The sequence below is a fragment of the Oceanimonas sp. AH20CE76 genome, assembly GCF_039654065.1.
Lineage (GTDB): Bacteria > Pseudomonadota > Gammaproteobacteria > Enterobacterales > Aeromonadaceae > Oceanimonas > Oceanimonas smirnovii.
Genome location: NZ_CP155481.1, coordinates 456,113 through 470,000, shown reverse-complemented (window position 1 = coordinate 470,000; position 13,888 = coordinate 456,113). Strand labels below are relative to the sequence as shown.

General features: G+C 57.9%; 15 protein-coding genes (1 of these 15 only partly in view). 6 read left to right on the top strand and 9 right to left on the bottom strand.

The annotated features are described in order from the left end of the window. Positions 1 to 467 carry the 5' portion of a shikimate dehydrogenase gene (aroE, locus tag N2M06_RS02385; protein WP_346351476.1) on the bottom strand. Its footprint begins 358 nt before the window's first position, so 467 of the gene's 825 nt are visible here — the first part of the coding sequence; its start codon is at positions 465 to 467; the stop codon falls past the left edge of the window. 129 nt (positions 468 to 596) lie between these two features. Between aroE and hdfR the strand changes: the two genes are divergently transcribed. Then, a complete protein-coding gene (hdfR, locus tag N2M06_RS02380; protein ID WP_346351475.1) occupies positions 597 to 1,451 on the top strand; it encodes an HTH-type transcriptional regulator HdfR in 855 nt (284 codons plus the stop codon). Here hdfR and hemF read toward each other — a convergent pair. Genes hemF through dprA form a run of 5 tightly spaced genes read right to left on the bottom strand, consistent with a single transcriptional unit; the run spans position 1,448 to position 5,132 of the window. Continuing rightward, the gene (gene hemF / locus N2M06_RS02375; RefSeq protein WP_346351474.1) at positions 1,448 to 2,356 is read right to left on the bottom strand and encodes an oxygen-dependent coproporphyrinogen oxidase; all 909 of its coding nucleotides are present in this window, start codon (positions 2,354 to 2,356) and stop codon (positions 1,448 to 1,450) included. The two genes, hdfR and hemF, sit on opposite strands and share 4 nt — an antisense overlap. A 23-nt stretch (positions 2,357 to 2,379) precedes the next feature. Continuing rightward, on the bottom strand, positions 2,380 to 2,943 hold the full coding sequence (locus N2M06_RS02370; protein WP_346351473.1) for a Sua5/YciO/YrdC/YwlC family protein: 564 nt from the start codon (positions 2,941 to 2,943) through the stop codon (positions 2,380 to 2,382). Between the two features lie 23 nt (positions 2,944 to 2,966). Beyond that, the gene (locus tag N2M06_RS02365; RefSeq protein WP_019935091.1) at positions 2,967 to 3,509 is read right to left on the bottom strand and encodes a topoisomerase DNA-binding C4 zinc finger domain-containing protein; all 543 of its coding nucleotides are present in this window, start codon (positions 3,507 to 3,509) and stop codon (positions 2,967 to 2,969) included. 49 nt (positions 3,510 to 3,558) lie between these two features. Next, positions 3,559 to 4,032 carry a DUF494 family protein gene (locus N2M06_RS02360; protein WP_019935092.1) on the bottom strand — a complete coding sequence of 158 codons (474 nt, stop codon included), beginning with the start codon at positions 4,030 to 4,032 and terminating at the stop codon, positions 3,559 to 3,561. A gap of 2 nt (positions 4,033 to 4,034) precedes the next feature. After that, the gene (dprA, locus tag N2M06_RS02355; RefSeq protein ID WP_346351472.1) at positions 4,035 to 5,132 is read right to left on the bottom strand and encodes a DNA-processing protein DprA; all 1,098 of its coding nucleotides are present in this window, start codon (positions 5,130 to 5,132) and stop codon (positions 4,035 to 4,037) included. 90 nt (positions 5,133 to 5,222) lie between these two features. Between dprA and def the strand changes: the two genes are divergently transcribed. The 4 genes from def to trkA are packed head-to-tail and all read left to right on the top strand — an operon-like array spanning position 5,223 to position 9,391. Next, complete coding sequence (def, locus tag N2M06_RS02350; protein WP_019935094.1) at positions 5,223 to 5,732, top strand: peptide deformylase; 510 nt, start codon at positions 5,223 to 5,225, stop codon at positions 5,730 to 5,732. Between the two features lie 20 nt (positions 5,733 to 5,752). Further along, positions 5,753 to 6,697: a methionyl-tRNA formyltransferase gene (gene fmt, locus N2M06_RS02345; RefSeq protein ID WP_317074146.1), complete on the top strand. Its 945-nt coding sequence runs from the start codon at positions 5,753 to 5,755 to the stop codon at positions 6,695 to 6,697. Positions 6,698 to 6,722: 25 nt separating this feature from the next. Continuing rightward, positions 6,723 to 8,018 (top strand): 16S rRNA (cytosine(967)-C(5))-methyltransferase RsmB, encoded by a 1,296-nt coding sequence (rsmB, locus tag N2M06_RS02340; protein ID WP_346351471.1) that lies wholly within the window; start codon positions 6,723 to 6,725, stop codon positions 8,016 to 8,018. After that, a complete protein-coding gene (gene trkA, locus N2M06_RS02335; RefSeq protein ID WP_019935097.1) occupies positions 8,015 to 9,391 on the top strand; it encodes a Trk system potassium transporter TrkA in 1,377 nt (458 codons plus the stop codon). Before rsmB ends, trkA begins: the two co-directional genes overlap by 4 nt. Here the strand turns inward: trkA and rmuC are convergent. The 3 genes from rmuC to N2M06_RS02320 are packed head-to-tail and all read right to left on the bottom strand — an operon-like array spanning position 9,386 to position 11,861. Further along, on the bottom strand, positions 9,386 to 10,738 hold the full coding sequence (rmuC, locus tag N2M06_RS02330; protein ID WP_346351470.1) for a DNA recombination protein RmuC: 1,353 nt from the start codon (positions 10,736 to 10,738) through the stop codon (positions 9,386 to 9,388). The two genes, trkA and rmuC, sit on opposite strands and share 6 nt — an antisense overlap. Further along, the gene (locus tag N2M06_RS02325) at positions 10,735 to 10,974 is read right to left on the bottom strand and encodes a hypothetical protein (RefSeq protein ID WP_317074150.1); all 240 of its coding nucleotides are present in this window, start codon (positions 10,972 to 10,974) and stop codon (positions 10,735 to 10,737) included. The genes rmuC and N2M06_RS02325 overlap by 4 nt, the downstream gene beginning before the upstream one ends. Next, a complete protein-coding gene (locus N2M06_RS02320; RefSeq protein ID WP_317074201.1) occupies positions 10,971 to 11,861 on the bottom strand; it encodes a PfkB family carbohydrate kinase in 891 nt (296 codons plus the stop codon). Before N2M06_RS02320 ends, N2M06_RS02325 begins: the two co-directional genes overlap by 4 nt. A gap of 300 nt (positions 11,862 to 12,161) precedes the next feature. On the opposite strand from N2M06_RS02320, the gene N2M06_RS02315 reads away from it, so the two are divergent. Next, complete coding sequence (locus tag N2M06_RS02315) at positions 12,162 to 13,844, top strand: methyl-accepting chemotaxis protein (protein ID WP_317074151.1); 1,683 nt, start codon at positions 12,162 to 12,164, stop codon at positions 13,842 to 13,844. The last annotated feature ends 44 nt before the right edge of the window (positions 13,845 to 13,888 follow it).

The window sequence follows — 13,888 nt, the reverse complement described above, 5'->3', positions numbered from 1 at the left end:
GCCCGTGCCCGCGTGCGATTGGTCACCACCAGCATGGCCGGCTGCTCCGCCAGCAACGGGCCCATCACTCCCCGGGCTGCTCCGCCCGCGCCCAGCAGCAAAATGCGTTTATCCGTCAGCGGTACGCCCAGTCGTTTTAAATCCATGACCAGGCCGGCCCCATCGGTATTATCGGCAAATAACCGGCCATCGCTCATTACTTTAAGAGTATTAACCGCTTCTGCCAGACGGGCACGCTCACTCAGCTCATCGGCTACCGCCAGCGCATCGGTTTTAAAAGGAACAGTCACATTGCAGCCAAGCCCCCCCTGCTGCACAAAATCTGCTATTCCCTGAGCAAAACCATCCAGTGGCAACAATAGCCTCTCGTAGCTGATCTGCTGACCGGTTTGATCGGCAAATGCCTGATGAATAAAGGGTGACTGACTGTGAGCGATGGGATTACCGGTAACGACGTATCTGTCCATGATGCTTCTCACTACTACTGAATTTAAAGGAGATAGAAATTATATTGCCATCAAAGGCATTTTTTTGGTTGCATTAGCCGCCAAAACGAATAGATTTTGCGCTAACGAACAAAATAATTGTGGTTGGCCTTGGATACCGAACTTTTAAAAACCTTTCTGGAAGTGTCACGTACCCGTCACTTTGGCAAGGCAGCAGAGCACCTGTACCTGACGCCGTCTGCGGTCAGCTTTCGCATTCGCCAGCTCGAAAGCCAGCTGGGCGTCACCCTCTTCACCCGGTTGCGCAACAATATTCAGCTGACCTCATCAGGTGAAGCACTTATCCCTCATGCAGAATCCATGCTGCTGGCCTGGGCCCGGGCCCAGCACGAGGTAGCTTTAAGCGAACGGCAAACTCAGCAGCTGGCGGTGGCAGGCACCGCTAACCTGTGGGACGCCTACCTGCAAGACGGTTTGCACCGGCTTTATTGTGAGCTGCCGGCATTATCATTACGAGCCGATATTCGCACTCCGGAGCAAATGACCCGGGCGCTGCTGAGCCGCACTCTGGATCTGGCCTTTCTTACGGATCCAGCCCGTATTGAGGGAGTACGCCATATTGCTACCCACACCATGGATCTGCAGCTGGTCTCCACTTATCCAGGTTTGGATGCCAGCCGGGCCATGGCTCAGGATTACATTCGTATCGACTGGGGCACCGCCTTTAATACTCAGCACGCCAAACTGTTCAATACCGCCACGCCTCCGTTGCTGCATACTGGTTCAGTACGCATTGCGCTGGAATATCTGCTGCATCACGGCGGCAGTGCCTTTTTACCCAGTTCCATGATCCGTCAATACCAGGATCAGGAACGGCTGTTTCTGGTGGAAGAGACTCCCACCATCAGTCGGGAAGTCTATGCGGCTTTTTTGCCCGGCGGTGAGCGCCAGGCATTAATTGACAAGGTAATAGAGCTATTTGGCACCGAGTCCGGCCGTACTTAAACCCAGCTACGCGGCACCAGAAACGCCTGCAGCCGTGCCTCTCTGGAGCCGGCTTCAGGCTGCCAGTCATATTCCCACCGGGCCAGCGGCGGCATCGACATCAGAATAGACTCGGTACGGCCGCCGGTCTGTAGTCCGAACAAAGTACCTCTGTCGTAAACCAGGTTGAACTCGACGTATCGGCCCCGGCGATACAGCTGGAACTGACGCTCATCCTCACCATAGGGGGTATCTTTACGGCGCGCGATAATCGGCAGATAAGCATCCAGGTAGCCCTCACCCACTGCTTTCATAAAGGCAAAGCACCGCTCAAAAGGCCAGTCGTTCAGATCATCAAAGAAAAGCCCGCCCACGCCCCGGGTTTCATTCCTGTGCTTGAGGTAGAAATAGCGGTCACACCATTCCTTGTATTTGGGATAGACATCCTCACCAAAGGGTTCACACAAATCCTTGGATACTTGATGCCAGTGCCGGCAGTCTTCTTCCACCGGATAAAACGGCGTCAGATCAAAACCACCACCAAACCACCACACCGGTTCGGCCCCTTCTTTTTCGGCAATAAAGAAACGCACATTGGCATGACTGGTGGGCACATGAGGGTTGTGCGGATGGATCACCAGCGACACCCCCATGGCCTCAAAAGAGCGGCCCGCCAGCTCCGGGCGGTGCGCTGTGGCCGACGCCGGCATGGCAGCACCGTATACATGAGAGAAGTTCACGCCACCCTGCTCGATTACGGTACCATTGCGCAGTACCCGACTGCGGCCACCGCCGCCTTCTTCCCGGGTCCAGCTGTCTTCAATAAAACGGCCGCTGCCGTCGGCCTGTTCCAGCTGCCGGCAGATATTGTCCTGCAGTGCCAGTAAAAATGCCTTTACGGCCGACGTATCCGGTTTGCTACTCATGATAATTCCTTGTTGATAAACAGTCAGGCCGGGCGTAATACAGCGCCGGTAATGCCATCGCGAATCAGCGACGGGTTAGCCCGGCCGCCGGTATCGCCGGGCAGAATATAGTCGAGCTCATTGCCCAGCCGGTCAGCCAGCTCGGCAGCACTGCGGGCAGGCTCTTCACCGCTCTTATTGGCACTGGTCGACACCAGCGGCTTGCCATAGGCCAGGCAGAGATCGTGGGCCTGAGGATGATCGGTGACCCGCACCGCCAACGAATCGAACCGGCCTTTCAGCCATTCGGGCACTTCGGGACGCGCCGGAATAATCCAGGTATAGGGCCCGGGCCAGCTTGCCAGAATCACCTCCAGCCGCCCTTCGGGCAGCCGGGTCAGATCCAGATAAGGCAACAGCTGACTGACATCGGCGGCGATTAGTACCAGCCCCTTGTCGACCGTGCGCTCCTTGATGGCCAGCACTCTTTGTACTGCCTCACCATTATCGGGATCACACCCAATACCAAATACCGCTTCCGTGGCATAACCGATGACACCGCCCTGTTGCAGCTGTTCAACGGCCGTAAAGAAAGCTTGCTGAGTCATGAAAACGAAATTCCTGAAGATGTTTATTGCTGGTAACCACAGCCTTTTTTCGGGCAACAAAGCCGGCCCTTGCGCTCGGTAAGAATACCAAAACCGCACTCCGGGCAGGGTTTGGCTACCGGTTTGTCGTTAACAATATAGCGGCAGCCCGGGTAAGCATCGCAGGCATAAAAGCGCTTGCCGTAACGGGAGGTACGAGCCACCAGATGACCTTTTTCGCACACCGGACAGGCAGGATCGCTGTTGCCCTGATCGTTGATATCAGCCACATAATGACACTCGGGATAGTGAGAGCAGCCAATAAAAAGTCCGTAGCGCCCCTTGCGAATGGCCAGGGTATGACCACACAGCGGGCAGGTACTGCCTTTCAGCAGTTTTTCCACGTCTTCATCGTGCTCAATGACCTTGAGCGGCCTCAGATAGTCACAACCGGGATAGGCTGAACAGCCAAGAAAGGCACCATGCTTGCCATGGCGCAACTGCAGAGGTTTGCCACAAGCCGGGCAAGCCTCTTCGGCCGGGCCTGAATGCTGGCCACTGAACAGACTGGTATCGATTTTCGACATGCCGCGCCTCCGAATTCACTGGCTGTGAAGTCTACCAGCGCGGCCGGGATCAGTGAACCGCTCCGTCAGGTTGTTCAAACAGCAGATCTTCCAGCTCGTGATAAGCCGACTCACTCCCGGGCACATTGAACAGCACCATCAGCACTACCCACTTGAGGTCATCGAGTTCAATCACCGGCGAGTCCAGCTCCATTACCCGGTCAATCACAATTTCGCGGGTTTCGGCATTCAGCACCTTGATTTGCTCAAGGAACAACAAAAAACCACGCCCTTCGGTGTCGAGCTTATACAGCTCTTCCGGTGTATAGATGCGGAATGAATCGGGAGCAGAGCAGGCCCAGGCCGGCGGCTCTTCTGCTTCCTGCAGTGCAGCCAGGCGTTCCAGCCAGGCCAGCGCCTTGAGGATCTCTTCCTTGTTGAAGCCCGCGTCAGTCAGTTCTTCAGCGAGTTCATCCTGATCCACCATGGTGTCTACATCTGCATGGATGTAGGTCTCGAACAAGTACATCAGTACTTCGAACATGATCAGCTCCTCCTCGCTCTGACATAACCCCCGGGCACGGATTCCACCCAGCCGGCCAATTCCAGCTCGACCAACCGGGTTAACACCTGATGCACCGGCTGCTGGCAACGTTCTGCAATAATATCCAGTGCCGTTGCCTCTAAACCTACGTTATCCAACAAGTCCGGATAAGGCAATAATTGCTCCGTGGCAGCATCGTGAATTTTGACCGCTGCCGCAGAGAAGCCCGCCAGCTCTTCCAGTACGTCATTGGCCTCTTCCACCAGCTTGGCCCCCTGCTGTATTAACCGGTTACAGCCTGTCGCCTGTGGGTTTTGCCGGGCACCGGGCACGGCAAATACCTCTCGATTCTGCTCCAGGGCAAAGCGGGCAGTAATCAGCGAGCCACTGCGCTCAGCCGCTTCCATGACCAGCACCCCAAGAGCAAGACCGCTGATAATGCGGTTTCGTCTCGGAAACAGAAATGCCTGTGGTTTTTCCCAGGGGTAACATTCAGACATAATGACACCACCACACTCCACGATGTGACGAGCCAGCCGCAGATGCCGTTTGGGATGGCACTGGGCCAACCCGGAGCCAAACACCGCCAGCGTGGTACCGCCGGCATTCAGGGCGGCCTGATGAGCCAGACCATCAATCCCCATGGCAAGTCCGGAGGTAATGGCCAGCCCCGCTTCAACCAGAGGCGGAATAAGCTGGCGAGTGTTCTCCTTGCCCACATAGGAAGGATGCCGGCTGCCCACCACCGCCAGCTGGGGCAGTGTCAGCACCGCCGGATCCCCTTCTACAAATAACAGTAAGGGCGCGGCAGAAACCCGATTGAGTTGCTCGGGGTAGCGTGGATCGGCGCGCGTCAGCAAATGGCGCTCGGGGCCATCATTCAGCCACGCCAGCACTCGTTCCAGCAGGGCATGCTGAGGCGTCAGCAGATGAGTGAGAGTGGAGTCATCCAGGCCGGTTTCGCGCAAATATTCCGCCCGGCAGCAATTTTCCTGCAGTTTTTGCCACAGTTTCCAGCCGCGCACCGGGCCCAGGCCCTTGGCCTGCTGCAGGGCCAGCCAGGGTAATAAAGCGTGAGCATCAAGGTCTGTGTTGGTCATCTTCCTCTGCCTGCTGCCGACTGTTGCTGATTTTTGTGTTGCAAATGGCTAAAATACTGACAGAACCTAATACAGGAAATAAATCTCGTTATGGCCAAAGTTTTAGAAGTATTGCGCTTTCCCGATGAACGCCTCAGAACCGTCGCCAGGCCGGTAGACGCCTTTACTCCCGAGTTACAGACCATTGTAGATGATATGTTTGAGACCATGTATGCCGAAGAAGGCATCGGTCTGGCCGCCACTCAGGTGGATATTCATCAGCGTCTTATTGTGATCGACGTGTCCGAAGACCGGGAGCACCCCCTGGTGCTGATCAATCCGGAAATTCTGGAAAGCCACGGCAGCACCGGCATTGAAGAAGGCTGCCTGTCGGTGCCCGGTGCCCGCGCTCTGGTACCCCGGGCCGAAAAAGTAAAAATTCGTGCGCAAGACAGACACGGCGAGACCTTTGAGCTGGAAGCGGACGATCTGCTGGCCATCTGCATTCAGCATGAAATGGATCACCTGCAAGGCAAACTGTTTGTGGATTACCTGTCTCCGCTCAAGCGCCAGCGCATTCGTCAGAAAATGGAAAAAATGGCCCGTCAGGAACAGCGCTGATTCATCGCTAAGGATTTTTCTTGAGCAAACTCAATCTGGTTTTTGCCGGCACGCCCGACTTTGCCGCCCGTCATCTGCAGGCGCTGCTGGATGCCGGCCACAATGTCATTGCCGTTTACACTCAGCCCGACCGCCCTGCGGGCCGGGGCAAAAAGCTGACCCCAAGCCCGGTCAAGGTGACCGCTGAGCAAGCCGGCCTGCCGGTGTATCAACCTCAGAGCCTGCGTGACGACACCGCTCAGGCCGAGCTGGCCGCCCTGGGTGCCGATCTGATGGTGGTGGTGGCCTATGGCCTGATCCTGCCACAAGTGGTGCTCGATACGCCGCGCCTGGGCTGCATTAACGTGCATGGCTCCCTGCTGCCCCGCTGGCGTGGTGCCGCCCCCATTCAGCGTGCCATCTGGGCCGGCGATGCCAACACCGGCGTGACCATCATGCAGATGGACAAGGGTTTGGATACCGGTGCCATGCTGCACAAGGCCAGCCTGCCCATCGAGGCCGGCGACACCTCTGCCAGCCTCTATGAAAAACTGGCCGGGCTGGGCCCGCAGGCGCTGCTGCACACCCTTGGCCAGCTGGAAAATGGCAGCGTCAACGCCGAGCCCCAGAACGATGCAGAAGCCAACTATGCCGAAAAACTCAGCAAGGAAGAAGCCCGCATCGACTGGAGCCTGCCTGCGGTGCAGCTGGAACGCTGCGTGCGCGCCTTTAACCCCTGGCCGGTGAGCTACTTTATGGTGGCGGAGCACAATATCAAACTGTGGCAGACGCAAGTACTGGATCAAGGCACAGATGCCGCTCCCGGCACCATTCTGGCCGCTGGTAAAGCCGGCATAGACGTGGCCACCGGCCAGGGTGTACTTCGCCTGCTCAGCCTGCAGCCCCCGGGCAAAAAAGCCATGAGCTGCCAGGATTTGCTCAATGCCCGTAAAGACTGGTTCACTCCGGGCAGCCAGCTGTACTGATGTTCGCCAACCACAAGAGAACGCCATGAAAACTCGCGCCGCCGCGGCCAATATTGTTCACCGGGTGATCAATCAGGGTCAGTCCCTGTCTGCCCTGCTGCCCCGCTATCAGCAGGAGGTGGCCACCAAGGATCGCGCCCTGCTGCAGGAGCTGTGCTTTGGCACACTGCGCTGGTACAGCCGGCTCGATGCCATGGCCAAGCAACTGCTCGACAAGCCGCTCAAGGGCAAATACCAGCCGGTGCATGCCCTGCTGCTGGTGGGGCTGTATCAGCTGCTCTATACCCGGGTACCGGCCCATGCGGCGCTGGCCGAAACCGTGGCCGCCTGCAAACAGCTCAAGGCCGATCCGTTCAAGGGGCTGGTCAACGGCGTGCTGCGCAATGTGCAGCGCCGGCAGCAGGAGCTGGAAGAAAAGGTGGATGCCCTGCCTCAGCTGCGTCAGGCCCACCCCAACTGGCTGATGAAACGGCTGCAGCAGGCCTATCCCGAGCAGTGGCAGGCCATTATGGCCGCCAATAACTGCCACCCGCCCATGTGGATTCGAGTGAACGAGACCCACCACAGCCGCGACCAGTATATGGCGCTGCTGGCGGAGCAGGGCATTGAGGCCAGTGCCGACCCGCTGGCCGCCCAGGCGCTGCGGCTGGGCCGGCCGGTGGATGTTACCACCCTGCCCGGTTTCAGCGAGGGCCATTGTTCGGTGCAGGATGCCGCTGCCCAGATAGCCGCGCAACTGCTCGATCCGCAGCCCGGTGAGCTGATCCTTGACGCCTGTGCCGCCCCCGGTGGTAAAACCGCCCATATTCTGGAGCGCCAGCCGGCGCTGAAGCAGCTGGTGGCCATTGATATGGACGCCGACCGGCTGGAGCGGGTGCATCAGAACCTGGACCGCATCGGCCTTGAGGCCACCGTGCTGCAGGGCGATGCCGCCAGACCGCAGGACTGGTGGCAAGGGCCGCAATTTGATCGCATTCTGCTTGATGCGCCCTGCTCCGCCACCGGCGTGATCCGTCGCCACCCTGATATCAAATGGCTGCGCCGGCCCGAAGACATCGCCCAGCTGGCGGCGCTGCAGTCGCAAATTCTGGATGCCCAGTGGCAGCAACTGAAACCCGGCGGTATGCTGCTCTATGCCACCTGCTCGGTATTACCGGACGAAAACCGCGAGCAGGTAAAGGCTTTTCTGGCCCGCACCCCCGACGCCTTGCTGCAGCCCCTGCATGATGGCGATACACCGCAGCAACCGGGCTGGCAGCTGCTGCCGGATGAACACGGACGGGACGGTTTCTATTACGCCAAAATAGCGAAACAGGCATGAAAATCATCATTCTGGGGGCCGGCCAGGTAGGCGGCACCCTGGCAGAAAACCTGGTGGGTGAAAATAACGACATCACCCTGGTCGACACCAACACGGAGCGGCTGCGCGAGCTGCAGGACAAATATGATCTGCGGGTCGTTAATGGCCATGGTGCCTATCCGTCGGTGCTGCGGGAAGCCGGTGCTCAGGATGCCGACATGCTGGTGGCGGTCACCAACAGCGACGAAACCAATATGATTGCCTGTCAGGTGGCCTATTCCCTGTTCAACACGCCCAACAAGGTGGCCCGTATTCGCTCACCGGAGTTTCTGGCGGAGCGGGAGCGGCTGTTTATGAACGAGGCCATTCCGGTAGATAGCCTGATCGCTCCCGAGCAGCTGGTGACTGAATATATTTACCGGCTGATTCAGTATCCCGGTGCCCTGCAGGTGGTGGACTTTGCCGAAGGCAAGGTGGGTCTGGTGGCCATCAAGGCCTATTATGGCGGCCCTCTGGTGGGCAATGCGCTCTCTACTCTGCGGGATCACATGCCCAGCATAGATACCAGGGTGGCGGCCATTTTTCGCCAGGACAGGCCCATACGCCCGCAGGGCACCACCATTATCGAGGCGGACGATGAAGTCTTTTTTGTCGCTGCCAGCGGCCATATTCGCGCGGTGATGTCTGAGCTGCAACGGCTGGAAAGTGACTATAAGCGAATCATGATAGTGGGTGGTGGCAATATAGGAGCAGGGCTTGCCAGCCGGCTGGAGCGACAATATTCAGTCAAGCTGATCGAGCACAGCCCCAAGCGGGCTGAACAGCTGTCGGAAATGCTGGAGCACACCATGGTGTTTTGTGGTGATGCTTCGGATCAGGAGCTGCTGATTGAAGAACATATCGATCAGGTCGACGTTTTTATTGCGGTCACCAACCAGGACGAAGCCAACATAATGTCGGCCATGCTCGCCAAAAAAATGGGTGCCCGCAAGGTGATGGTGCTTATTCAGCGCGGTGCCTATGTGGATCTGGTGCAGGGCGGCACCATAGACGTGGCCATCTCGCCCCAGCAGGCCACCATTTCGGCCCTGCTGACCCATGTGCGCCGGGCCGACATCGTCAACGTCTATTCCCTGCGCCGGGGGGCTGCCGAAGCCATAGAGGCCATTGCCCATGGCGACAGCAGCACTTCCAGAGTGGTGGGCCGCATGGTGGGCGATCTCAAGCTGCCGCCGGGCACCACCATAGGGGCCATAGTACGGGGCGAAGAAGTACTGATTGGCCACGATAAAACCGTCATCGAACAAAATGACCATGTGGTGCTGTTTCTGGTCGACAAAAAGTTTATTCCCGAGGTGGAGCGGCTGTTTCAGCCCAGCCCCTTCTTTTTATAACTCCTTTGGCACTGACTCCAGCGCCGGCTCTTCGGTGATCCGGCTTTGCTCCTGCAGGTGCTCAGGCAAGGGCTTGGTCACTTCCACTCCCAGCTCGCGAAAGGCCTCCGCCTGGCGCACCAGATTACCCCGGCCCTGGCACAAACGCTTCATGGCACGCTGATAGCTGTCATCGGCACGGCGCAGTGAGCCCCCCACCGCCTCCATGTCTTCGGTAAACAGCCGCAATTTTTCATAGAGCTTGCCCGCCGACTCGGCAATGCGCCGGGCATTCTGATTCTGCCGCTCTACCCGCCACAGGTTCTCTATGGTACGCAGCGCCACCAGCAGGTTAGTGGGGCTGACCAGCAGAATATTATGGTCAAGGGCATATTTCACCAGTGCTGGCTCGTGCTCTACCGCCACCAGAAACGCCGGCTCTACCGCCACAAACATGAGCACATAATCCAGGGTACGCACCCCCTGCAGCTGATGATAATCCTTGCGTCCCAGCTCGCGAATATGGCCCCGCACAGAGGCAACATGCTCCCGCAGTGCCTGCTCGCGCTCGCCCTGAGTTTCACCGTTGAAATAACGCTCATAGGCGGTAAGTGATACCTTGGCGTCGATGATAATGTCCTTGTCCTGGGGCAGGTGCACTATCACATCGGGCTGATAACGCTTGCCGTCGGCGTTGCTCAGGCTTTGCTGAGTGCTGTATTCATGTCCTTCCCGCAGGCCAGACTCGGACAGCACTCGGGACAACACCACTTCGCCCCAGTTGCCCTGCTGCTTGCTGTCTCCTTTCAGGGCGCGGGTCAGGGCGCTGGTGTCGGCACTCATCTGTTTATGCAGCTCAGCCAGCCGTTCAATCTCAAACTTCAGGCTGTGGCGCTGGCGGCTTTCGTCAGCATAGGTTTCCTGCATATTTCGGCGAAAGCCTTCCAGCTGCTCGCGCAACGGCCCCAGCAGGGTGTCCAGGCTGTGCTGGTTCAGCTCCCGCAGGTTATGGGTTTTCTGCTCGAAAATGCGCTGGGCCAGATTTTCGAACTGCTGCTGCAGGCGGGCTTCACTGTCTTCAAACTGAGCCTGTTTTTCTGCTGCCCACTGCCGCTCCTGACGCAGCAGGGTTTCATACTCCTTGAGCCGGCCGTTCATTTTCAGCACCAGCTGCTGCTGTTGCTCCAGTCGCTGGCGCGTGTCCTGTAATTCGGCGCTGCGCTCGGTCAGGGCCTGCTGCCAGTGCTCACCTTGCTGAGCCGTCAGCTGCAGCCGCACGCCAAGAGTGATGCGGGCCAGCCCCCAGCCAGCCAGGGCAGACAGTGCCGCCAGCCCCAGCGGCCAGTAGGTGGGCAGCCACTCCGTCATCGCCATCTCCGGCGCACTATCAGGTCCATCACGCGACGATTAAGCCGCCACCACAGCAACACATATAAAAAATACAGAGAAACCAGAAGCCATTTATGGTGGTTTACGCCGGTATCGAACTCACTTAACGACAGGCCGGTCAGTTCTACATAACCAAATATCAGTACAGGAAACATCAGAAATACCGACCAGCGCCAGGTGATAGTCAGTAGCTTGATTATAAAGCTGTCATTCACTCAGGTTGCTCTCCGCAGGCTTGGATCAGGCTGAGCTTATCAGTGCTCATGGAGAATTTCAGCTCACCGGCCAGATACCGGAGCAACTGGGGCGAAGGAATGGACGAGGCCGATGTCAGAGTGCAGGCTGCCCAGTTGCCGGCTTCTGCCAGTGCCTCGGCCATTGACCAGCCTGAGCACAGACCATGAATAAGTCCGCCTGCAAAGGCATCACCTGCGCCGGTGGCATCCACCGGCGTCACTGCCGGAGCCGGCACATACAGCCGCTGCCCGGCAGAAATGGCCTCGGCACCCCGCTCACCGTGGGTAAGCACCAGCCACTCCAACGAATCACCGGCCAGCTGTCTGGCATGCTGCCAGGGATCCGACAGCGTCCCCACGTCAGCGGCAGAGGCAATCATAATGCGGCAGGGACGTAACCAGCGACCACCGGCAGGATACTGACTGATCACCAGGCTGTGCGGGTTCATGGCCATCATATAATCTGCTGCCTGCTCGCCGTCGGTATTGACGTAAAGGCAATCTACCGGCTCCTGAGGCAAACATACAGGCAAGGCCGGCGGCCGGGTCTGACGCAGTATAGTGCGCTCACCCCGGCTGTCTACCAGCACCAGCAGCTCACCGGTGCTGCCCTCAAAGCGCTCGATATAATCCGTGTTAAGCCCCAGCTCTCTTGCCTGCTGCAGCAGCCAGTCACCGGTGTCATCATTGCCCAGCCGGGTTACCGGCAGCACTCTGTGGCCGGCCCAGCACAGGCCAGTGCCGGTGTTGGCGGCTCCGCCTCCCAGGCGACGACCGCCGTCCCGGTAATTCAGGCGACTGCCGGCAACCAGCGGCGCTTCCAGCTGCAGCACATGATCACAGTTCAGGTTAGCCAGCAATACCATGGTTTTGGTTTCTGTTTTTGCTTTCGCCACGGGCACTCCTTTATTCAGCAGGCCCGCATCTTACCGCTCACCTCCCTGCCGGCACCAGCCTCTATTTGCCCGACGCTTGATGCAGGTCAAGATTCAAAGACCCATAAGGCTACCTTTTGTCAGTGTGTTACTGCTATGCTGCTGCAACGGTCATGAAGGCCGTATTAACACCAATATCAATAAGCATGGGACGCTTTAGCCTGTTGTCGAATATGCCACCGCGGGCAGCCACAGGCTCACAAGCCACCCTCAGAGCCCTCGAGGATGGATATGCAATTTTTTAATAACCTCAGTTTGCGCAACAAACTGATGGTCATGGTCATTACGCTGTTTATCGGATTAGTACTGGTTCAGATTTCTGCCATGACCGGCCTTCATATTGAACTGCTCAAGGCACGTCAGGAAAAGGTACGAGAGCAGGTTGAAACAGCCACGTCTCTGGTCAACCACTATTACGAACAACGCCAGCGGCTCGGTGACAGCCGCAGCCGCGAGCTGGCACTGGAAGCCGTTCGCGCCATGCGTTATGGCGATGATGGTTACATGTGGATCAACGACATGCAGCACCGGCTGGTGATGCATCCCCTCAAGCCCGACGAAGAAGGGCGCGATATGACCCAGGTCACTGATGCTGATGGCCATTACCACTGGCAGGCCATGGTAAACAGCGTCAAGGACAGCGGCGCAGGCTTCGTAGAATACACCTATATCGGCCCTCAGTTTGACAGTCCTCAGCAAAAAGTCTCTTACGTGCAGGGTTTTGCTCCCTGGGGATGGGTGATTGGCAGCGGCGTTTATCTCAGCGACGTTAACGAACTGTTCTGGCAGCAGGCGAGCAAATCATTGGCACTGACCGTTATGGTAGTTCTGGTGGCACTGGTATTAATCATGATTATTACTCGCACCCTTACCTTTTCGGTTGCCCGCGTGCAGGAAGTGATCGCCCGCTTTGGGCAGGGCGACCTGGCTGCCCGCACCGGTGCAACCCGCACCGATGAAATCGGTCAGCTTTCTCGCGGCGTGGATACCATGGGTGAGCAATTATGCACCCTGCTGGCTCAGGTGCGGGAAGCCGCCAATCTGCTGGATGGTGAAGCCGAAGGGCTGAGTGTAAAAAGCCGGCAAACTCGCGCCAGCATGCAAAATCAGTTCAATGAGGTAGATCAGGTCGCCACTGCGATGAACGAAATGAATGCCACCGTGCACGAAGTGGCCCGTCATGCCAGCGATGCGTCCGCAGCGGCAGAAAAAGCCAATCAGGAAGCCAGCATGGGCCATGAGGATGTTAACCGCAGCATCAGCAGTATGCAGCAGCTGGCCGACTCAGTGGGTGAAGCGGGCCAGGCCATGGAAGAGCTGGAAAGCCAGACCCGTCAGATTGACTCTGTGGTGGAAGTGATCCGCAATATCTCCGAGCAGACCAACCTGCTGGCACTGAACGCCGCCATTGAAGCCGCCCGGGCCGGCGAATCAGGCCGGGGCTTTGCCGTGGTAGCCGATGAGGTTCGCTCCCTGGCACTGCGTACTCAGGAATCTACCGGTGAGATTCAGCGTATGATCCAGCAACTGCAAAGCCATGCCGGCACCGTATCGGAACACATGACCAACAGCCAGGAACAGGCTGCCATCAGCATGGATGTGGTGCGCGCCGCCGGCCGGGACCTGGAGCAGATCCTGACGGAAGTGCAGAGCATTAACGATATGAATGCCCAGATTGCCACTGCGTCGGAAGAGCAGTCGGCAGTAGCGGAAGAAATTAACCGCAACCTGCTCAATATTAACGAAGGCTCCAGAGAGGCGCTGCAGGTCGCGGATCTGATTTCGGAAAGCAGTGAGCGGGTACATGAGTCGTCTCATCAGCTGACTCAGCAAATTGCCCGGTTTCAGCTTGAGCGAACCGCGCCCGACAAGCCCCGGCAGGAGCCGGCCTTATTAACAGAGGCTCAGGCCTGAACAAAAACGCCGCTCGGTTGAGCGGCGTTTTTTCATGGGGGTGA